This is a genomic window from Methylobacterium sp. NMS14P (genome assembly GCF_028583545.1).
GTDB lineage: Bacteria > Pseudomonadota > Alphaproteobacteria > Rhizobiales > Beijerinckiaceae > Methylobacterium.
Genome location: NZ_CP087106.1, coordinates 1441435 through 1461172 on the forward strand (window position 1 = coordinate 1441435; position 19738 = coordinate 1461172).

Genomic DNA, 19738 nt, shown 5'->3' on the forward strand with positions numbered 1-19738 from the left:
AAAATGATTTTGGTTTGCGTTCTACGTCATGCAATCGGAGCGAGCCGTCTCGGCGAGTAAACGCTAGCAGCACAGTGGCGCGAGACAGTTCTGCCACCCAAACGGCGTCTTATTTGGGTTGCATGCACCGTTTCGAGACGGTATGATCGTTGGATCTAGATGCATATGAGACGGATGCCTCGCCAATGGCTATCTACGGTTACGCCAACGTGAGTTCATCATCTCAGAGTTTAGTGATTCAGCAAGAGGCATTGGAACGGTCAGGTTGTGACGTGATCCGTTCCGAGAAGGCGACAGGCACGAAGCTGGATGGCCGGCCCGAACTCGAAACAATCATCCAGTTCGCACGGCCCGGCGATGCAATAACAGTTACACGAATCGATAGGCTCGCCAGATCGGTGCGGGACCTTGCCTCTATCGTTGCCCGGCTTGAGGCGAAGAATGTCTCCCTGAGGGTGCTTGAGCAGCCCATCGACACGTCCAGTGCCGCGGGGCGATGCTTTTTACAAATGCTTGGAGTTTTTGCCGAGTTCGAAACGGCCATTCGGCGAGAGCGTCAGCTTGAGGGTGTTGCGAAGGCCAAGGCCGAAGGGGTCTACAAGGGTCGGAAGCCCACTATCGATGCCGAACGGATCCGAGCACTTGACGCACAGGGGATCGGAGCGAGCGCCATTGCTAAAGAACTCAAAGTGTCGCGGGCGTCCGTGTACAGGCTGCTGCAAGGATCGGATCTGCATCCTCGCGCAGAAGAACCACGGGGTTAGAGGGCCTGATGCATGGCCGCATATCCGCAGAGCCCCGATGCGAGGACAAGGCCCTTCTGAATGTCCGAGACGACCCGCGACCGTGCCTTAGGCACCTTCATCGGCCTTGCAGTCGGTGATGTCCTCGGGACCACGCTTGAGTTTGAGGCCAGGGACGCGAAGCCACCGGTCTATGACATGGTGGGAGGCGGCCCCTTCGATCTGCTCCCGGGACAGTGGACCGACGATACGTCCATGGCCCTCTGTCTCGCCGATTCACTCATAGCCTGCGGTGGCCTGAACGAACGCGATCTCATGGAACGGTTCTGTCGCTGGTATCAGGCTGGCGAGAACTCTTGCACGGGCGGTTGCTTCGATATCGGCATGACGACCCGGGAGGCCCTGGAACTGTTCCGACGCACTGGTGATCCATTGGCCGGTCCGACGGATGCCAGGACAGCGGGAAATGGTTCGATAATGCGGCTTGCTCCTGTGGCCCTCCGCTACTGGAACGATCCCGACGGCGTGAGGGACGTGAGTCGGCGTCAGAGCTATACGACGCACGGTGCTGATGAGGCCGTGGACGCCTGTGATGCCTTGGCGCTGGTGTTGGCCTCCCTCATCGCCGGAAAGCCTCTCAGGGACGTTCTCTCAGAATCCTACGGGCCGTTCTGTTCTGGGGTTCAGACGGTCATGGATGGTTCGTATCGAGACAAGGAACGATCCGCGATCCGATCCTCGGGCTACGTGATCCATACCCTTGAAGCGGCCCTTTGGTGCGTATCCGAGACGACGACGTTCAGGGATGCCGTGCTTCTGGCCGTGAACCTGGGCGACGATGCAGACACGGTAGGAGCTGTGACCGGGCAGATAGCGGGAGCGGCCTACGGTGTTTCGGCGATCCCTGAGGAATGGTTCAACCGGCTGGCCTGGAATGATCGTATGGTCGATACCGCACAACAGTTATACGAGACAAGCATCAGGGCGTGAGGATTTCGAAATCTATGCCCGCGTGATCGTACGTCGCATCCCACTCACCACCATCTCGGAAGCGGAAGCCGAAGCATAGGGCATGATCCAGCCAATCAGTCTGTTCCTGCCAGTCGTATAGCTGGCCCGTGTCCGTGAACGTCCTGTCGAAAGTCATGTGGAACTCGGCATAGGCTGAGATGGTGGGAAGCGGGCCGTTCTCGAAGCTGCATGATAACAGTTGTATGGAACGCGCCGGGATGGTCTTCTCAGGATGCAGCAGGCCGTTCTGGCGATGTTCTGACTCCGGTTCAATCGTGGCGTAGAGCAACGGTTCAACGGTGCGCCTAACGAACGCCCACTGATCCTTCTGCCACGATCTACGCCTTCCACGGTCCTTCCATAGTTCCTCGCACTGGATGAGAGCGGGCGGAAGGATGGGTGCTGGATCCTCTGAAAGGTCGGGCGAACCATTCTTAAGGCGGCCTATAATCGTCTGAGTGCGCATATTAAATCATATCACATATTTTGAAAAATCAAACTCAGTTATCGTTCCGAGGGGCTTTATTGACTAGTTCGACCGACACCGCCATCGCTTGGCGAGCTCCATTAGCCAAATATCTTATAACGGGCTTTGGATCAGTATTCTTGGGCAGAAATATCTCTACCCCCTCGCCTTCACTATCCCTGGCAAAACAATACAGGGCAACGCCTTCTCCTTGATTATCTGAAAAATCGAGACTAGCCACAACGTATTTATTGAATATTTCAAAGTTATTCGAGCTTCCAACTTGACTATTTCTTTTTACAATCAACACGCCGTCTAGCACGCCTTTCTTTGTGTTTGCTCCGTCGATAATATGTCTAATACCCATTTCTCCAAAATCCCAAGGCGAAGACAACTCCTCGATGGCATCGGCCTCAAGTTTTATCGCAATATATAAAAAGCAGATTTCCGCCAAGCCGTATTGCGTCATATCTTCTTTTGCAAGCTCCGCCAAAACATCAGCTTTAGGCATTAAGCCGAAGACAACCCATGAGTTGAAAGTATCCCGCATAAGTCTTTGAGAGGCACTCAGAAAATAACGATCCACAATATCACTATACCGACCTACTATATGCCGTAGCTTTGGCCCTTCGATCACATGGATCCTATAAGTCTTCTTACTAGCGATCCCCGTAATAAAGTCTCGCGCAGGATTTGAAATGTAAGATGATACAAAAAAAACGAGATGGTCAGGGTCTAGGGCATCTGCCCATGCGATCTTTGAGTGAAGCTCAGCAGGCGGAACGCCTTTGGCGTAATGCTTGCATTCAAAATGCCATTTTTCTTCGTAATCGTCCGTGAGACCGTTAGACACCATCTTAAAACCATCAATGTCTCGCCCGCTATCCGCGCCTCCCTGGCGCCACGTAAGCTTGTTAAATCCCAGACGTATCAGCAGTTCAAAGCACAGTTCTTCGAAACTATCAGCATCTATTTTCGCAAAATCGATCTCGACAGATCCAGCCATAGCGATCATATTCCTTTATTTTCTTAGAAGTGCCTGCATCACATTTCATATACTTCCAATAGTATCATCGATCAGCGCCACTCTGCATATCACGTTGGCCTTTCTTCGTCGCTGTCGATGGATGAAACAATGAAATCGAAATCTGGATCATAGAGCGACAAGGCACCCCTCAACTTACCAGTCCGCACAGCTACAGGAAGGACCGCAATCTATACACGTAGAAAGGCACGGCGAACGATCCAGAGCGATCCTAAAGGCATCGTGGAGTCATGAAGGCGCCACGGACGACCAAGAGGGTGGGGTTGGGGATGACCAAGACAATCTGCCAGAGCCGTTCGATAGCTCTCGTTGTGGGTCATCCCCTTCCTATTTAGCCAACCCGTCTCGCCGCCAGGGAGCCGTGGTCCCTTGTAGGGTCGACCTACGCTCCCTTAGGAGGCTTATGGGCGGTGCGACGGGGTCGGGACCGAATGACAATAACTGTTGTCGACCCTGGCGCCTGACGGGCCTCGGATCGGGCGCCTCAGGGTTGGCCGAGGATTCCTAAGGCCAGAAGGAGCGTCCACGCGCTTCTATGGCACCGTGGACGCTCTTGAGCGATCCTGGCCCATCCTGCGGGCATCATGGCGTGATGGTGCTTCCGACGGACAGGCTCACAAGACACGTCGATAGCTCTGTAGGTGAGAACCATCCCTATCGGATGTGAGGCTGTGCACGCCGCCCATTCGATGCCAGTGGCTACATCGGATTGGTTGAGTGACGTGCCACCAACGCGATCCGCTCACGCTGGAATATAGTTCGGCGCCAACTTGCGGAAACTTAGCCGTTCGCTGTTGGCCCGGCGAACAAGGTCCTGAGTTTCAATGTAATAGATGTTCTTGCTCTTGAGCCTATCCCATCCCACTTTAAGCGCCTCATTTAGTTGATACCGAAACTTCTCGTGTAACTCAGCCGGAACAGAGATTTCAGGATCGATGCTCTCTAGTGCGATATCGGCCATTGGCTTCATCTCATTGATGCGCCAATCCATCTTGTGCCATTCGATAGGCCGTCGCGGATTTTTCTCCCGTTCCCGCAAGATCGTCAGGGCCTCTTTGAAAATATATCTCATCCTATGACTCGCCTTCCTGTCGTATATTACTGTTTTATTCACAATATTGTTGTCTTTCAAATCAATCATAGCGGTTTCCTTTCTGTTTCTCAAAACTGCACTTAAAATCGGATCGCTGTCGGTTGCCATTTTTGACGTCTTTCGGCTCTATGATTCTCTTGCTTCTGTCCTCCTCCGATGTTTGTTGTTGCTACAGATGGAGGGATGGATGTTCCATACCTAAAAATAAAATAAGAAATAGATATAGATGATGGATAGTTACCTCACCATCATCCATTCGTCCATCCCGTGTAGAACCAACTAATCGCAACCGAAGGGAAGCGACGGGGTGCGAAGCCCCGTCACATATTATTTGAGTCTTAATCCGGTCCGTGCGTTCCCCTTGCTGAGCTTGTGAATCCCAAAGCCCAATCGGTTAAGAGACTTGGCAAAGGTGATATTGTTCTGTGGTTCGGAGCCACTGTTCTGGCAATAGTTCACATAACTGTTATACAAATCCCCTACCATTACACGCTCCTTCGAGTCACGAACACACGCTCCATCAATGAAATCGCTCACGTTATCATTGTCACTTCGATACTCCGCTATCGATTGTCTCACAGAATCGGGCGGCGCTAGAAAGTCACCCTTCAACTCACCAATCTGCCGCAAGCCTTCCAACGCCCAGTTCAGGATTCCCGGCAACTCGCCCTTCAAAGTCTCAAGCAACTTTGGATCACGTTCGTCAGGCTTGAACGTCACAGGGAAGTTGATGACGTGAATCCTTCGCCAAATCGCCTCATCGTTTCCCGATATCTGGGGTAGATCATTACTCGCGAACCACAGCTTGAACTCCGGTTTTAGATTGAAGTAGTCCTTGTAGAGACGCTTGACCGACATCATATCGCCGCCGGTCATCCGTTTTATTTTGGCTACGGCAAGCTTGTCACCAGCCTCACCCTCCGTAGCAAAGGCAAACCGCTTCCCATCCAGTGAGGCTAGGTCGTCGGTCTTGTCGTTTGAGAACCTTGGCTGCATAATCGAATGGGCTGGTAGCGAGGTCCCGTAATCACCCATCAGGGCTTGCAAGAGGTTCAGGAACACCGACTTCCCATTTGCACCAGACCCGATCAAGATGAACATGGTCTGAGCTTCGACACTTCCGGTCAAAGTGTACCCAATCGCGCGCCTGACATATTCGATCTTGTCATTATCGCCGTCGAACACTTGACCTAAGAACGCCTTAAACCGAGGGCACGAAGCGTGTGGGTGAAACTCCGTACCAATCCTTCGCGTAACAATATCAGTTGTATCAACCAACTCTCGTTTGGTCAGATCGAGAACACCATTTTGAGTTCCAATAAGATGCGAGTGCCGATTAAACTCCCTATCATCCCTTCGCATCAGTGCCTTTGATAGTTCATAGACAGCATTGATTCTAGTGTTTGACTGTGATGCCCGGACCTTTGCCGGATCGTTTACGTTTCCTGCGCTCGCCGGCTCTTTCAGAAACTCCATGATCCTAGCTTTGACCGCGACGCTTGAAGCAGGGTCATAGACATCGGCACGGTTCTCATAGAAACGTCCTTCGTGTTCCGCATAGATGAGTCTGTCACCCGTCCAGCCGCAGAATGCCTCGGCAGTGGAGATGTCGGTATTAAAATCCACCGTCATCGAAATCATCGGCGCGTCGTTAGCCTTCGCAACAGCTTTCACTGCGGGTCGGCGTCCACCCATCCACTCAATCAGTGTCAGGACTGTCTTCTCTGAACCAAACAGATCCGTCAGTTTAGCGCGCCATTCCACCGGTCGTCGATCTGAAATCCGCTGGTACGTGGTCGCTACAGCCTCAAGACGGTCATCGGCTTCTTCGTCGCCCGCGATAGCGCAAACAGTCCGTATGACAGTCTCACAGGCTTCCTGACTCACTTCGTTGCAAGCGCACAGTCCGGCAAACCACAGTGAGAGATTATGTCGGCCAAGCGGGTTCCAGAGGCCAGACAGCACACTCACTGTTGCGATCTGCCGTACCGCCTTAAGGAGATCCTGGCGGCTTACCCACGACGGTTCCTCATCCTTTCCAGCCTCGAAGCGCACTAACTCGCCGTCGGGGTGCTCGGAACCGGCCATCATCGTTTGACAGCCATCTCCGCGAAACTCGACAAGGGTCATTCCGTTCACAGGATGCACCACCTTGACGGACCTGGCGTCGCCTTCGATGCGGTAGAACCAATGCGATGCTGGCCTACTATCGCGGCCCATGACCAGCCCCGTAGAGGGAAGGATCATCGCGCCGGCCTCGATCGTGAACGGTCCGTCGAGGTCGATATCTACAAGACCGCCGGATGCTGCCCCTGTCAGAATACCGAAGTTGAGGTCGGCCGGGATCGAACCGAGGCGCTCAATGTCTTCGATTGCGCATCCTTGATTAGGCCAATCCGATTTCCTGGGCCTCTTGGATTTTGGGTAAAGTTCAATATAGGAATAGTTATTTGGAAAGTTAATATTTATCAAGTTCTTGTTCTACTTTAATCATGCGTATCCATCCGCCCGAAAAGGTCGGCTTGCTGATATTCGCAATGTAGTTGATTATTACATCCAGCGAAAACCGCCGGATGTGGCTTCTGACCTCATCTGAGGTTCCAATAAAGTGCCACAATACCCAGACAGAGTCAAGGAATATTTATTGCCGTTGTGAGATTATATCACATTGAATCAGGCGCGTATCACACAATCAGAGATAAGTAAATACGTTGATAGCGATTATTACTGACAATCACAGCGATCTTTAAACTAAATACTGGCTCATCCGAGGCTATAACAGTTGTACGCGCGTCGATTTTCAAGGTCTTACATCAACCGCGGAGAGACAGCCATCCCGCACCGTCTCACCGCGTACAACAGTTATTCAGGCGCCGCAGACAGCCGGGCTAGCTTCTCTGCAACGTGCTCAGGCCGAATGTGAGTGTATCTCTGCAAGCAGGCCAGTGTACGATGACCGCTCACCAGCGATACTTCGGGTATACTCAACCCCTTTTCGAACATTCTGCTAATAGCTTCATGCCTCATAGAGTGTATTTTAACATGATTAAGACCAGCGCGCTTACGAAGTCGCTCCCACGCAAGTCTCACCGCGCTTTCTTTAACCGGAAATACTTTATTATCGATCACGGAAATGCCCGAAATAATCTTCATGGCCTTGGGTGTCAATGGGATAGATCGTCCATGCCCATTCTTTGAAATCGATAGTACCGCTAGCCTGGCATTCATATCGATGTTGGCCCATTCAAGGGCCAGCAACTCGCCACGACGCATTCCTGTTTCGAGTGCCAGCATCAGGAATGGCCGCAAGTACCACACCCGGGTTTTTGACAGCGCGTCTGCCAGTAAGGCTTCGGCACCCTCTGGCAGTCGTTGGCCTCGCATCTTTGAAGGGGAGGGGAGGGTGATCTGACGGACAGGATTTCCGGCGAACGGTGCACCCCATTCCTTGCGGCCGACTTCGATACAGTGCCTGAGGACCGTCAGTTCCCGGCGGACTGTCTCACCGCTCACATTCTTGAGGCGTTCGTCCCGATAGGCCGCGACCATTTGCGCCGATAGCCGATGAACCGCGACGTTTGCGAGTGGGGATCGAAGGAAGGTCCGAATGCGGGATGCCTCAAACCGTTGCCCGCGCTTCCGGCTTGTCACTTCGGCCTCATATCGTTGCAGCAAGGCACCGACGGTTAGCCGATTCGCGGTTCGCCCGTGGCCGGATAGTTCGCCTCTCTCGATCTGACGCTCAGTTTCTCGCGCCCAACCGTCCGCATCAGCCTTCGAACGGAACGATTTTGTGATCGGAGGAAACCCATCGCGGCGAATCTGAACCTGCCACGCTTGCCCGCGCTTTCGGATGGTAGCCATGACCCCTGCTCACTGTGCTTGTGACGCCAGTGTGACAAAAGGATCGAAAATGGGCTTTGCCGCCGGAACCTTGAAAGCCAAATCTATAGGGAAATCAGAGCCTTAAGATTGGCGCACCCGACACGATTCGAACGTGTGACCTTTGCCTTCGGAGGGCAACGCTCTATCCAGCTGAGCTACGGGTGCAGGCCGTGGCCATTCCCTAGCCCAACCGCGCCGCCAGCGCAACGGCGACCGCACCTTCGCGCGCGACCGCGGGCGAGGTGGCCCGATCTCCGGCGCGTGTTGCCCCCGAGTCCTTGCCTTCGCGCGCCGTTTCCCGGCCCCTGGGCGCCGGACAGACGGGTCGCGGAGCGGGCAGAGGTGGCGGAGGCGACGGGCGGCCGGGATCCGCGGGCGAACAATTTCGGGTCCCTGCGGCTCCTGTTCGCGAGCTTGGTGATCCTCGCCCACGCCCCCGAACTCGTGGACGGGAACCGGTCGCGGGAGCTGCTGACGCAGGTCTTCGGGACGCTGTCGCTGGGGGAGATCGCCGTCGATGGCTTCTTCCTCGTGAGCGGCTACCTGATCACCGCGAGCTACCGCGCCAAGCGCTCCTTCGGCGACTACCTCGCGCGACGGGCGCTGCGGATCTACCCGGCCTTCGTGGTCGCGTCCCTGCTCTGCATCGCCGTCGTCGCGCCCCTCGGCGGCGGCAACCTCGCGGCCGCCTCGCCGCTCGAGACCCTGCTGCGGCTGTCGCTGCTGCTGATGCCGGTGGTCCCGGGCGCCTTCGCCGAGCTGCCCTACCCGCTGCTCAACGGCGCGATGTGGACCATCCCGTGCGAGTTCGGCTGCTACCTGCTGCTCGGCCTCGTTGGCACCGCCCGGGCCCTGCGCCGCCGCGGGCGCTATCTCGGCCTGCTCGGGGGGCTCGGCAGCCTCCTCGCCCTGCGCTGGCTCTTCCTGCCCGTCGGGCATCCGGGCGACACCCTCGGATCCCTTTCGGAGATGATCCGCCTCACCTTCGTGTTCTGCTGCGGCGGTGCCTTCCGGCTGTTCGCCGACCGGATCGCCTACACGCGGCGCGGCGCGACCCTCGCCGCCCTGCTGCTCCTGCCGCTGATGTTCAGTCGGCCGCTGGCCGAGCCGGCCTTCGCGATCCTCGGCGGCTACCTGATCTTCTGGTTCGCCCTCGCGGTGCGCCCCACCGCCCTCAGCCGCGCCACCGCCCAGGTCGACCCGTCCTACGGGCTCTACCTCTACGCCTGGCCGGTGCAGAACCTGCTGGTCGCGCGGATCCCCGGGATCTCCCCCTGGACGGTCGCCGCCCTGGCCCTCGCGGCCGCCATCCCCCTCGGCCTGCTGAGCTGGTACCTGGTCGAGCGGCCGATGCTCCAGTTCCGGCCGGGACCGGCCGAAGCCCGGCCGGAGACCGGCGCGATGCCGGCGGCCGGGCCTGTCCTCGGCGCCTAGCGCCGGACCGCACGCGGCCGCCGGTAACCGGCGCCGCCCGGGCGCGTTCTCGATGGACAGTCGGGATGCGACCGCGGAGGCGGGACATGACGCAGGCTCTGGATCGCGGGACGCTCGACCGGCTGGTCGCCCTCGGCCGGACCCGCGGCATCCTCACCGCCGACGATCTGCGCGCCGCGCTGCCCGTCGAGCGCATGGACGTCGACGCCCTGGTCCTGGTGATGCTGGAGCTGGAGGCAGCGGGCGTGAGCGTCGAGCCCGAGGCCTTCGGCCCCCCGACGGACCGGCCGCTCCCGGTCTCGGTCACCCTTCCCGCGCCGCGGCCCGGCACGCCGCCGGTCCGGGCCGCGGAGGCGGCGCCGGGCGCGGCCTTCGCGGCGCCCGCATCCGCCGCGCCGGCCGCCCCGGAGCCGACCCCGGACGACGGCGCCGATGCCGGCCGCGCCGTCCTCCTGGCCGGTCTGGCGACCGTGCTGATCCTCGGCGCCGCGCTCCTGATGCTGTGAGCGCCCGGCGCGGAACGCTTCGGGCCGCGGCCCCGTTGGCGAGAGCCGGCCGGAGACGGCCCCGAGGACCCTCGTATCCATGCGTCAGACCCCGGACGGAACCCTCGCCCTGCTGATCGCGGCCCTGCGCGAGGGGACGGCGCATATCGAGGCGCTGCTCACGCTGGCGCGGACGGAGGTCGACGGCAATTTCCGGGCGATCGTGTCGCTGATCGCCATCGTCGGCACGATCCCGGTGCTGCTGATCGTCACCTTCTTCCTCGGCCTGGACGCCGTGGTGAAGCTCCTGGCCGTGCCGTTCGGCGCCGAGGCGCCGGCCGCGCTGATCGTCGCCGCGCCGTTCCTCGTCATCGCGCTGGGCCTCGGCTGGATGGGCGCCCGCCGGATGGCGCTCTCGAACCTCGAGCCCTGGCGGACGTGGCGGCAGGTGAAGCGGGACGTCCGCGAGGTGACCCGCGCCGGCGCGTGACGTCGAGACTGGAAATCCCAGCGATGTCAGTATGATGCGGCCCGATGCTCGCGCGTGACCTGAGCGGGGGCCGGTCCCGCGCGCCGTTCCGGGCGCGCTCGACCAATCTGTCCGAATCCGGAGCCAAGTCCCTGTCGGAACGAAGCGATCCGACCGAGCCACGCCGGCCCTAGCCGGTCGGCGCCAGCATGGCGCCGAGGCCCGGATCGAGCGGCACGTCGAGGCGGCAACGGAGGCCCTCGGCCTCGAAGGCGAGGTCGACGGTGCCGGCGAGTTCGCGCCGCACGCCGCCGGCGATCAGCCGCGTCCCGAAGCCCACCCGGGTCGGCGCCCGCACCGGCGGGCCGCCGCGCTCCTCCCAGCTGAGTCGCAGGCGCCGCTCCCCCGCCGCGCCGGCGGCGAGCGACCACGCCACCCGGACCCGGCCCTCGCGGACCGAGAGGGCGCCGTACTTGGCGGCGTTGGTGGTCAGCTCGTGGACCGTCATGCCGAGGGCCAGCACCTCGCGGGGGCTCAGCGACACGTCCGGCCCGTCCAGGCGGATCTGGTCGCCGCCGGTCCGGTACGGGCCGAGCTCGTTCTCCAGCACCTCGCGCAGGGCGGCCCCGCTCCAATCCTCGCGGGTCAGGAGGTCGTGGGTCTTGGACAGGGCCAGGATCCGCGCCTCCAGGACCTCCGCGGAGCCGCGGGACTGCCGGGCGAGGGCCTGGACGGTGGCCAGGGTGTTCTTCACCCGGTGGTTCAGCTCGTGCAGCATCGTCCCCTGCTGCGCCTGCAGGGCGCGCCCGCGCTGGATCTCCGCGCGCAGCGCGGCGGTGCTGCTCTGGAGCGTGCCGGCCATGGCGTCGAGCTTGCTGCCGAGCCGGTCGAACTCCGCGGCGCCGCGCAGGCCGGTGCGGGCGGCGAGGTCGCCGGCCTGCCACGCCGCCGCGGTGCGCAGGAGCCGGTCGACCGGGCGTCGGATGAACACCCGCCCGGCCACGAGGGCGGCGGCGAGCGCCAGGGCCGCCCCCAGGGCGATCAGCACCAGCCCGCGGCGGGTGGCGGCGTCGATGTCCGCGAAGGCGGTGGCGTAGTCGCGCCCGACGACCACGCGCACCCCCGCCAGCGGGCCGTCCGGCATCGCGGTGGCGATGATCCGCTGGCGACCGTCGAGGCCCGCGGCGACGCGGACGTCGCTGCCCGCGGCCTCCAGCATGGCGGCCCGGTCGGGCGGGATCGGCCTGCCGATCCAGGCCGCCTCGTCCGGGCGGCGGGCGATGATCAGGCCGTCACGGTCCGTCACGGTGATCGCCGTCTCCGCCTGATGGAGCGCCTGTTCCAGGTGATCGGAGAGCCAGTCGAGGTCGACGGCGGCGAGCAGGACGCCCGCGGGCGCGCCCGCCGAGTCGCCGGCGTGGACGGCCCGGGCGAAGTGGATCGACGGCCGCCGCGTCTGGAAGCCGACCGCGTAGCCGCCCACCGCGTAGCCGCCGCGCTCCAGGGCGCGGCGGTGATAGGCCCGGCCGCGGCTCGAGTAGGAGCCCGCGGGCGCGCCGGCGCTGTCGCAGATCACGGCCCCGTCGGGATCGGTGAGGGCGATCAGCAGCACGTGCGGCAGCCGCGCGGCCGCCCGCCGCAGGTAGGCGGTGCAGGCCGCCGGCTCCCGCACCTGCACGGTGGCGTCCTCGGAGATCAGGTCGAGGGCCTGCTGCATCCGCTCGGAGATCTGCGCGAAATCCTCCGCGACGTCCCGCGCGGTGGCGCGGGCGTCGGCCCGCACGGCCGCGTCGCGGCTCGCCCGCAGGGCCACCTCGTTGTAGCCCTGGATCGCCAGCGCCGGGGCGAGGGCGAGCAGCACGAGCAGCAGGATGCGGGTCGTCAGGGACAGGGGCGGTGAGCGCGGCAGCCAGCGCGGCAGAGAGTGCAGGAGCGAGCGCGGGGTGCGGTATCGGAAGCGGGGCGGCATCGGCGGTCAGTCGAGACCGGCGATCATCGCGCGCACCCGCGCGGCCGGGGCCTCCACGGAGAACGGCTCGGTGATCATCCGCATCCCCGGTTCGAGGCCGACGGTGCCGAAGGCCGCGTTCTCGGCGCAGCCGGTGATGAACAGGACCTTCGGATCCGGCCGGTGCGCTCGGGCCGCCTCCACCCTCTCCCGGCCGGCGAGGCCGCCGGGCAGGCCGACATCGCCGATCAGCAGCCTGGCCGCCGCGCCGGTCGCCGCGGGGGCGGCGCGGCGGCGCTCGACCTCCCGCGCGAGGGTGCGGTTGCGCGGCCGGCGGTCCGCCGCCTCGTCCGCGCTCATGAGGCGCCGCCGGATCGGGCGGACGCGATCGACGCGTGCGAGCAAGCGGATGCGCGGGCGGAACGCCGTCTCATGCCGGCGTTGTTGCAGAACCGGTCGGCCCTTGCCAGCGCGCCGCGCGGTCAGGGCGGCGGCACCGCGGGACGGATCGTCTCAGCGCCCGCGGGGCCGGCCGGCCTCCGGACGCAGGTGCAGGAAGCTGCGCTCGCCGGTCGCGGCTTCGGCCACATGCTGGATCGTGTCGAGCAGATCGGACACGGCCCGCGGCCCGGGCGGGCGGAAGCCCGCCTTCGGCTCGACCCAGCGCCCCTGCGTGCGGTCCGCGGCGATCTGCGCCTCGCTCAGCGCGTCGAAATCCCGGCGTCGGGTCATGGCTCAGCCCTCCGCCGGGGACTCTGTCGGGGGCATGGTTGACGAAAGGTTAACGCTGGATCCGCCGGCGGGGCGCGCGTCGACGCGCCGCGAAACGCCGCCGGCTTGATCCCCGGCGCCGACCTCTCTAAACAGCAAAAACCGTGGTAAATCAATAGATTAGTGTGATTATAAACTGCAGCCTCCGGGCCGGCGCGGATCGCGGCACAGCGTGCGGGGCGCGGTGACCGGTTCCGCGGGTCCTGCCATCGGCACCCGGGTCGTCGACACCCTGTCGGGGCTGCGGCCGCTGGCGCCGTTCTTCTGCCTGTACGTGACCTTCGGGGCGACGCTCGGCTTCCTGTCCGGCGGGGCGCCGCTGATCCTGCGGGCGCGGGGCGTGGAGCTGGCCGAGGTCGGGCTGCTGCAGCTCATCAACCTGCCGGTCGGGCTCACCTTCCTGTGGGCGCCCCTCCTCGACCGGCTCCGCCTGCCGTTCCTCAGCCACCGGATCGGCTGGATCGCGGCCGCGCAGGCCGCCTCGGTGCTCCTGCTGGCCGTCCTGAGCCTCGGCGAAACCTGGCCGCTCCCGGCGCTGCTCGCCCTGGCGATCGCCGCCTGCGCCTGCGTGGCGACCATGGACATCGCCCTCGAGGCCCTGGTGGTCGAGACCGTGCCGGCGGAGCGGCGCGCCTTCGTGGCCTCGGCCAAGCTGTGCGGCGCCTCCCTCGGCGGGATCCTGGGGGTCGGCGTGCTGGTCGGCTCCTACGACAGCCTGGGCTGGCGCGGCGCGGTCCTGGCCTGCGCGGCCCTCGACGCCCTCTGCCTGCTGCCGATCCTGGGCTACCGGGAGGCGCGCCCGCGCGGGGCCGGCAGCGGGGCAGCCGGGACCGGCCCGGAGCGCTGGTCGGGCTCGCTGGCCCGGCTGCGCCGCCTGGGCGGACGCGTGCTGGTGCTCGGGGCCTACTTCGCCGCCTCCTACCTCGTGGCCGGGCCCAACACCCTGGCGCTCCTCGATCTCGGCGTCCCGCTCGGGCAGGTCGGCACGCTCACCGGCACCGTGCTCCCGGCCGTGAACCTCGTCATGGCGCTGGCGGCCGGCTGGCTGGCCGCGCGGTTCGGCACGGTCCGGCTGATCGCCGCGGGGGCCCTCGGCGTCCTGGCCTCCGGGGGCCTGATGGTCGTCGCCTGCGCGGGCCGGATGCCGGATCTCGGCGTCGCCGCCGCCGTGCTGAGCTTCGTCGCGGGCGGGTTCCTGGGCGTGCCGGTCTTCAACATGATCTACCGCTGGGCCCAGGGTCCGAAGCCCGCCACCGACTACGCGCTCCTGTTCGGCGCCGCCTTCTTCGCCGCGATGCCGCTGCGGGTGGCCGCCCCGGCGCTCGCCGGCTGGATTGGCTGGCCGGGCTACTTCGCCGCCACCCTGCCGCTCTACGCCGCCGCGGTGGCGTGGCTCGCCGTCGCGGTGGACCGGACCCTGCGCGACGACGGGGCGGCGCGATGATCGCCGAGGTCGCCGCCCAGGTTCCCGACACGCTCGCGGCCTACCGGGACGGGATCGCCGAGGGCCCCGGCGGCCCGGAGGCGCTACCGCTCGGCGCCCTGCGCGACCCCGACGTGTTCGACGCGACGCTGGCGGCCTTCGGGGCCGGGTTCGGCGCGGAGTTCCGGACCGCGGACCCGCGGGTCCGAGTCTCGTACTGGAGCCAGTTCTACCTCGCGGCCCTGGCGACGCCGGCGCTGACCGCCCTGGTGCGCCTCGGCCGGCCGCTGCCGCTCGCCTTCGACGCGGTCAGCCTCGAGCTCGACGGGGCCGGCCGCCCGTGCCGCTTCCGCCTCCCCGCGGACGGGTCCGCCTGCGCGGCCTGCCCGGCGCCCGGCCTGACCGGGCTGGTGGAGGCGCATCTGCGCCCGTTCGTCGAGCTCTGCCACGCCCGGTGCGGGATCGCGCCCCGGGTCCTCTGGGGCAACGCCGCGGTGATCCTCGACTACGTCGCCCGGGAACTCGGGGACCCGCTCGCCGGGCTGGCTGGGGACGGGGAGGGGGACGGCGGCGGCTGTGCGAGCGCCTGCACCGCCGCCTGTGACGACGTCGCGGCCTGCCTCGGATGGCGCGCCGGCTCCGGCTGCGCTAGGAGCCCGCTGGCGCAGGCGCTGTGCCCGGGGGCGTCGGGCTGCCGGCGGCGGCGCGTCTGCTGCCTGCGCCACCGCCTGCCAGGGGTGCCGTCCTGCGGCGCGCTCTGCCCCGTCGAGTGCGCCGCCCAACGCTGATCCGAGCCGCGCGATGCTGAAGGCCTTCCTCGCCTATTACCGGCCGTACCGGACGCTGTTCCTGGTCGATTTCGGCTGCGCGGTGCTGTCGGGCCTGCTGGAGCTCGGCTTCCCGATCGCGGTGAAGGGTTTCATCGACAGCCTGCTGCCCCGGCAGGACTGGGGGCTGATCCTGCTCGCCGCGGCGGCGCTGGCGCTGGTCTACGTCGCCAATACCGGCCTGATGGTGGTGGTCACCTACTGGGGCCACGTGCTCGGCATCAACATCGAGACCACCATGCGGGCCCGGGCCTTCGACCACCTGCAGAAGCTCTCCTTCCGCTTCTACGACAGCCAGAAGACCGGCCACCTCGTCGCCCGCGTGACCAAGGACCTGGAGGAGATCGGCGAGGTCGCCCATCACGGGCCCGAGGACCTGTTCATCGCCGTGATGACGCTGTTCGGCGCCTTCGCGCTGATGCTCACGGTCCACGCGCCGCTGGCGCTGATCACCGCGGCGATCCTGCCGCTGATCGCCTTCGTGTCGATCCGCTACGGCGGCCGCATGACCCGCAACTGGCAGGCCCAGTACGGCCGGGTCGGCGCCTTCAACGCCCGGATCGAGGAGAATGTCGGCGGCATGAGGGTCGTGCAGGCCTTCGCCAACGAGCCCCACGAGCGCGCTCTGTTCGCCCTCGACAACGCCCGCTACCGCGACACCAAGCTCGAGGCCTACCGGCTGATGGCCGCGGGCCTGTCGATCAACTACCTGGGCCTGCGCCTCGTCCAGATCGCGGTGCTGCTCGGCGGCGCCGCCTTCGTGGTCCGGGGCGACCTGACGCCCGGCGGCTTCGTGGGCTTCCTGCTGCTGGTGGGCGTGTTCTACCGGCCGCTGGAGAAGATCGGCGCCGTGGTCGAGACGTATCCGAAGGGGGTCGCGGGCTTCCGCCGCTACCAGGAGCTGCTGGCCACCGAGCCCGACATCACCGACCGGCCGGAGGCCCGCGCGGTCGGCGCCTTGCGCGGCGACATCCGTTTCGAGGGGGTGAGCTTCGGCTACGGCCCCGGCCGCCCGGTCTTCACCGGCCTCGACCTCGCGGTGGCGGCCGGCGAGACCGTGGCCTTCGTGGGCCCCTCGGGGGTCGGCAAGACCACCCTCTGCGCCCTGCTGCCGCGCTTCTACGAAGTCGAGGCGGGCCGCATCACCGTGGACGGCATCGACATCCGCGCCATCACCCTGGCGAGCCTGCGCCGCCAGATCGGCATCGTGCAGCAGGACGTGTTCCTGTTCGCCGGCACGATCCGGGAGAACATCGCCTACGGCCGCCTCGACGCCACCGAGGCCGAGATCGACGCCGCCGCGCGGCGCGCCCGGCTCGGCGGGCTGATCGACGGCCTGCCGGAGGGCCTCGACACCGTGGTGGGCGAGCGCGGCGTGCGCCTGTCGGGCGGCCAGAAGCAGCGCATCGCCATCGCGCGGGTCTTCCTCAAGAACCCGCCGATCCTGATCCTCGACGAGGCGACCTCGGCGCTCGACACCGAGACCGAGCGGGAGATCCAGCGGGCGCTCGCCGAGCTCGCCCGCGGGCGCACGACCCTGGTGATCGCCCACCGCCTCGCCACCATCCGGGACGCCGACCGCATCGTGGTCCTGGGGGAGGGCGGGGTCGTCGAGGCGGGCCGGCACGCGGCGCTGCTCGCCGCCGGCGGCCCCTACAGCCGCCTGCACGCGGCGCAGTTCGGGCGCGGCGAATCCGGGTCGGGCGTCCTCGCGGCGGAGTGAGGACCCGTCCCGCCCGTGTCGTTCCCGATCCGGTCGAGACGGGGGCGATCGCCGAGCCCGTACCGCACGCGGCGCGGGTCCCCTCTCCTGGGCGGGAGAGGGACAGGGTGAGGGATCAGGTCTGTCCGGAGAGGTCGCATCCCTCACCCTAACCCTCTCCCGCACGGGAGAGGGGGCGGCGCGGCTGTATCGACCGGAGTGACCGTCCGAACAAACCGCCCCGACCCGATCGGAAACGGCTCTAGGGCGGCGGCGCACTCGACTCGCGCACGACGAGGCGCGTGGGAAACAGCTTCTGGGCGAGGTCGTCCGGCGCCCGCGTCCCCTCGATCAGCGCGACCAGCGTCGCGAACGCGAACCGGACCATGTCGAGCACCGGGACATCGACCGAGGTCAGGCTCGGGACCGCGTAGGCCCCCTGGGTGAGGTTGTCGAAGCCGACGACGCGGATCTCCGCGGGGACCCGCACGCCGCCCTCGTGCAGCGCCCGCAGCACGCCGAACGCCACCCGGTCGCTGGCGGCCACGACGGCGTCCGGCCGGGCGCCCGGCCCTCTCTCGAGCAGCGCCCGCGCGGCCCGGTAGCCGCCCGCGGCGGTCCCGTCGCAGGGAACCACGAGGGCGTCGCGCAGGGGCAGCCCGGCCTCCGCGAGGGCGTCCCGGTAGCCGCGGAACCGCTCAGTGGCGGCGAGCGGCCGGCGATCGTCGCCCGCGAGCAGGCAGATCGACCGGCTGCCCGCCGCGATCAGGTGGCGGACGGCCCCGTGGATCGCGTCGCGCTCGGCCCGCGCGACGTAGTGCGTGCCGGGCACGTCCAGGCCGAACACCACGAACGGGCACCGCTTGGCCTGGAGCAGGCCGATCAGCGGGTCGTCCCGATCCTCGGCGAAGACCACGAGTCCGTCGACCCGGGCCTCGCTGACGAGGCTGGCGATTCGGCCCGGGCCGTCCGGGTCGTCGCCGCGGCGGCAGCGGTGGACCAGGGTGTAGCCCTGCTGGTCGGTGACGGTGCCGAAGGTCTGGAGGACGTGGCCGTGATCGGCCTCCTCCCCCGGGCGACCTCCGTCGGCGGCGGGCTCCGGCGCCGGGGCGAACACGCAGGCGATGCTGCGGCTCGGCTTCTTGCGCAGGGACCGGGCGGCGAGGCTGGGCACGAAGTCCAGGTCGCGCATGGCCGTCTCGATGGTCTCGCGCGTGGTCCGGGCGACCTTCTGCGGGTGGTTCAGGACCAGCGAGACCGTCTGGAAGCTCACGCCGGCCCGTCGGGCGACGTCCTTGATCGTCGTCTGGCCCATCGTCACCTCGAGAGCCGGTCCGGACGGCCGCGGCCCGGCGCGGGGCGCCGCCTCGTTCGGTGCGACAATCTAGATCTGTATCGATCGGAGATAAAGCCGCGGGCCGGGCAGCGAAGACGGCACCTCCCGGCGCGAAGGCTGCGCAGCACCGATCATTCGCGCGCGAAATCCGGTCCATCCAGCGGATTCCCGGGCATCCCGGTCCCGCCTTCCGGCCGGCCCGCCGGGCAGGAACCTTGTCCGCCCTGTGCGGTTCGCCGGGCAGCACCTCAAGCGATGATCGGGGCGTCGGGTGCCTCACCCAATCCGGAAGCCACTCCCATGATGCACCGTCGCATGCACCGACGCGCTCTCCTCACCACGATGCTGGGCGCCACCGCGGCCCTGGCGGTCACGCGCACCGCCCTCGCGCAGGTCACGCCGGCCGGCGCGATCCCGACCGGCGCCTATCTCCAGATGGCCACCGGCGGCGGCCTGTTCCTGGAGAATACGGCCCGCGACGCCCACGCGAAGACCACCAATCCCGGCGTCAAGAAGTTCGCCCGCGCCGAGGTGGTCGAGCAGGTGAACCTCGCCCGCAAGATCGGCGCCTACACGGGCGGCGCCCCGATCCCCGGCCCGGCCGCGGCGGCGGGCCCGGGCGGCCTGATCGGCGGCCTCGTCGCGGCGCCCGTGGCGGTGGCCGGCACCGCCGTGAGCGCGGCGGGCAGTGTCGCGGGCGGCGTCGCGGGCGGCGTGCTCGGCGGCCCGGGCCCGGCCCAGGGCATGACCACCGACGCGCAGAAGGCGCAGATCCTGGCGCAGCTCAGCGCCATGCCGCCGGGGCCGCAATACGACGCCACCTTCGTGAACGCCTCGCTCCAGGGTCATCGGGAGGCGCTGGGCATCCACGGCGCCTACGCCCAGTCGGGCGAGGATCCCGGCCTGCGCGCGATCGCCCGCGGCGCCCTGCCGCTGATCAACCTGCACATCGCCCGGCTCAGCCGGATGCAGGCGATGATGGGCGGTCAGGCGGGCTGAGCCGCCGGACGACGGGGCCGGTCCGCCGCGCGGCGGACCGGCTCCCCCAGGTTCCCCACCGGCCTCGCGGAGGCCCCCGTCAGCCGGCCCGCTCGCGCAGC

18 protein-coding genes and 1 tRNA gene are annotated in these 19738 nt (G+C 65.5%); 9 read left to right on the forward strand and 10 right to left on the reverse strand.

Translation table 11 applies throughout. The features are described from left to right. Positions 1-185: 185 nt before the first annotated feature. Together LOK46_RS06820 and LOK46_RS06825 are read left to right on the forward strand one after the other, a co-directional pair. A complete protein-coding gene (locus LOK46_RS06820) occupies positions 186-764 on the forward strand; it encodes a recombinase family protein (RefSeq protein WP_273563075.1) in 579 nt (192 codons plus the stop codon). 60 nt (positions 765-824) lie between these two features. Beyond that, the gene (locus LOK46_RS06825; protein ID WP_273563076.1) at positions 825-1733 is read left to right on the forward strand and encodes an ADP-ribosylglycohydrolase family protein; all 909 of its coding nucleotides are present in this window, start codon (positions 825-827) and stop codon (positions 1731-1733) included. Here the strand turns inward: LOK46_RS06825 and LOK46_RS06830 are convergent. From LOK46_RS06830 to LOK46_RS06855, 6 genes are all read right to left on the reverse strand, one after another. Beyond that, positions 1723-2043: a hypothetical protein gene (locus tag LOK46_RS06830; RefSeq protein WP_273563077.1), complete on the reverse strand. Its 321-nt coding sequence runs from the start codon at positions 2041-2043 to the stop codon at positions 1723-1725. The genes LOK46_RS06825 and LOK46_RS06830 overlap by 11 nt on opposite strands. A 211-nt stretch (positions 2044-2254) precedes the next feature. Further along, a complete protein-coding gene (locus LOK46_RS06835) occupies positions 2255-3226 on the reverse strand; it encodes a restriction endonuclease (RefSeq protein WP_273563078.1) in 972 nt (323 codons plus the stop codon). Positions 3227-4007: 781 nt separating this feature from the next. After that, positions 4008-4466, reverse strand: a complete 459-nt coding sequence (locus tag LOK46_RS06840) for a hypothetical protein (protein ID WP_273563079.1) — start codon at positions 4464-4466, stop codon at positions 4008-4010. Positions 4467-4685: 219 nt separating this feature from the next. Then, positions 4686-6830 (reverse strand): phage/plasmid primase, P4 family, encoded by a 2145-nt coding sequence (locus LOK46_RS06845; RefSeq protein ID WP_273563080.1) that lies wholly within the window; start codon positions 6828-6830, stop codon positions 4686-4688. Between the two features lie 390 nt (positions 6831-7220). Next, entirely contained in the window at positions 7221-8222 is a 1002-nt protein-coding gene (locus tag LOK46_RS06850) for a tyrosine-type recombinase/integrase (RefSeq protein ID WP_273563081.1), read from the reverse strand. 109 nt (positions 8223-8331) lie between these two features. Further along, a tRNA-Arg gene (locus LOK46_RS06855) sits at positions 8332-8408 on the reverse strand. 177 nt (positions 8409-8585) lie between these two features. On the opposite strand from LOK46_RS06855, the gene LOK46_RS06860 reads away from it, so the two are divergent. From LOK46_RS06860 to LOK46_RS06870, 3 genes are all read left to right on the forward strand, one after another. Further along, positions 8586-9677, forward strand: a complete 1092-nt coding sequence (locus LOK46_RS06860; protein WP_273563082.1) for an acyltransferase family protein — start codon at positions 8586-8588, stop codon at positions 9675-9677. 86 nt (positions 9678-9763) lie between these two features. Continuing rightward, positions 9764-10183 carry an RNA polymerase sigma factor region1.1 domain-containing protein gene (locus tag LOK46_RS06865; protein ID WP_273563083.1) on the forward strand — a complete coding sequence of 140 codons (420 nt, stop codon included), beginning with the start codon at positions 9764-9766 and terminating at the stop codon, positions 10181-10183. 79 nt (positions 10184-10262) lie between these two features. Next, complete coding sequence (locus tag LOK46_RS06870) at positions 10263-10652, forward strand: phage holin family protein (RefSeq protein WP_273563084.1); 390 nt, start codon at positions 10263-10265, stop codon at positions 10650-10652. A 169-nt stretch (positions 10653-10821) separates the two neighbouring features. Here the strand turns inward: LOK46_RS06870 and LOK46_RS06875 are convergent, their stop codons facing one another. The 3 genes from LOK46_RS06875 to LOK46_RS06885 form a co-directional block, all read right to left on the reverse strand. Continuing rightward, complete coding sequence (locus tag LOK46_RS06875) at positions 10822-12600, reverse strand: sensor histidine kinase (RefSeq protein ID WP_273563085.1); 1779 nt, start codon at positions 12598-12600, stop codon at positions 10822-10824. Between the two features lie 6 nt (positions 12601-12606). Further along, entirely contained in the window at positions 12607-12939 is a 333-nt protein-coding gene (locus tag LOK46_RS06880; RefSeq protein ID WP_337251967.1) for a hypothetical protein, read from the reverse strand. Positions 12940-13092: 153 nt separating this feature from the next. Beyond that, the gene (locus LOK46_RS06885; RefSeq protein WP_273563086.1) at positions 13093-13311 is read right to left on the reverse strand and encodes a hypothetical protein; all 219 of its coding nucleotides are present in this window, start codon (positions 13309-13311) and stop codon (positions 13093-13095) included. A 223-nt stretch (positions 13312-13534) separates the two neighbouring features. On the opposite strand from LOK46_RS06885, the gene LOK46_RS06890 reads away from it, so the two are divergent. The 3 genes from LOK46_RS06890 to LOK46_RS06900 are packed head-to-tail and all read left to right on the forward strand — an operon-like array spanning position 13535 to position 17323. Beyond that, positions 13535-14794 carry an MFS transporter gene (locus tag LOK46_RS06890; protein WP_273563087.1) on the forward strand — a complete coding sequence of 420 codons (1260 nt, stop codon included), beginning with the start codon at positions 13535-13537 and terminating at the stop codon, positions 14792-14794. Beyond that, positions 14791-15561, forward strand: a complete 771-nt coding sequence (fhuF, locus tag LOK46_RS06895) for a siderophore-iron reductase FhuF (protein ID WP_273563088.1) — start codon at positions 14791-14793, stop codon at positions 15559-15561. Before LOK46_RS06890 ends, fhuF begins: the two co-directional genes overlap by 4 nt. Before the next feature lie 13 nt (positions 15562-15574). Continuing rightward, positions 15575-17323, forward strand: coding sequence for an ABC transporter ATP-binding protein (locus LOK46_RS06900; RefSeq protein ID WP_273563089.1), 1749 nt, complete (start codon positions 15575-15577; stop codon positions 17321-17323). Between the two features lie 241 nt (positions 17324-17564). On the opposite strand, the gene LOK46_RS06905 is transcribed toward LOK46_RS06900, so the two are convergent. Continuing rightward, positions 17565-18617, reverse strand: coding sequence for a LacI family DNA-binding transcriptional regulator (locus LOK46_RS06905; RefSeq protein ID WP_273563090.1), 1053 nt, complete (start codon positions 18615-18617; stop codon positions 17565-17567). 336 nt (positions 18618-18953) lie between these two features. On the opposite strand from LOK46_RS06905, the gene LOK46_RS06910 reads away from it, so the two are divergent. Continuing rightward, positions 18954-19637 carry a DUF4142 domain-containing protein gene (locus LOK46_RS06910; protein WP_273563091.1) on the forward strand — a complete coding sequence of 228 codons (684 nt, stop codon included), beginning with the start codon at positions 18954-18956 and terminating at the stop codon, positions 19635-19637. Positions 19638-19738: the final 101 nt, after the last annotated feature.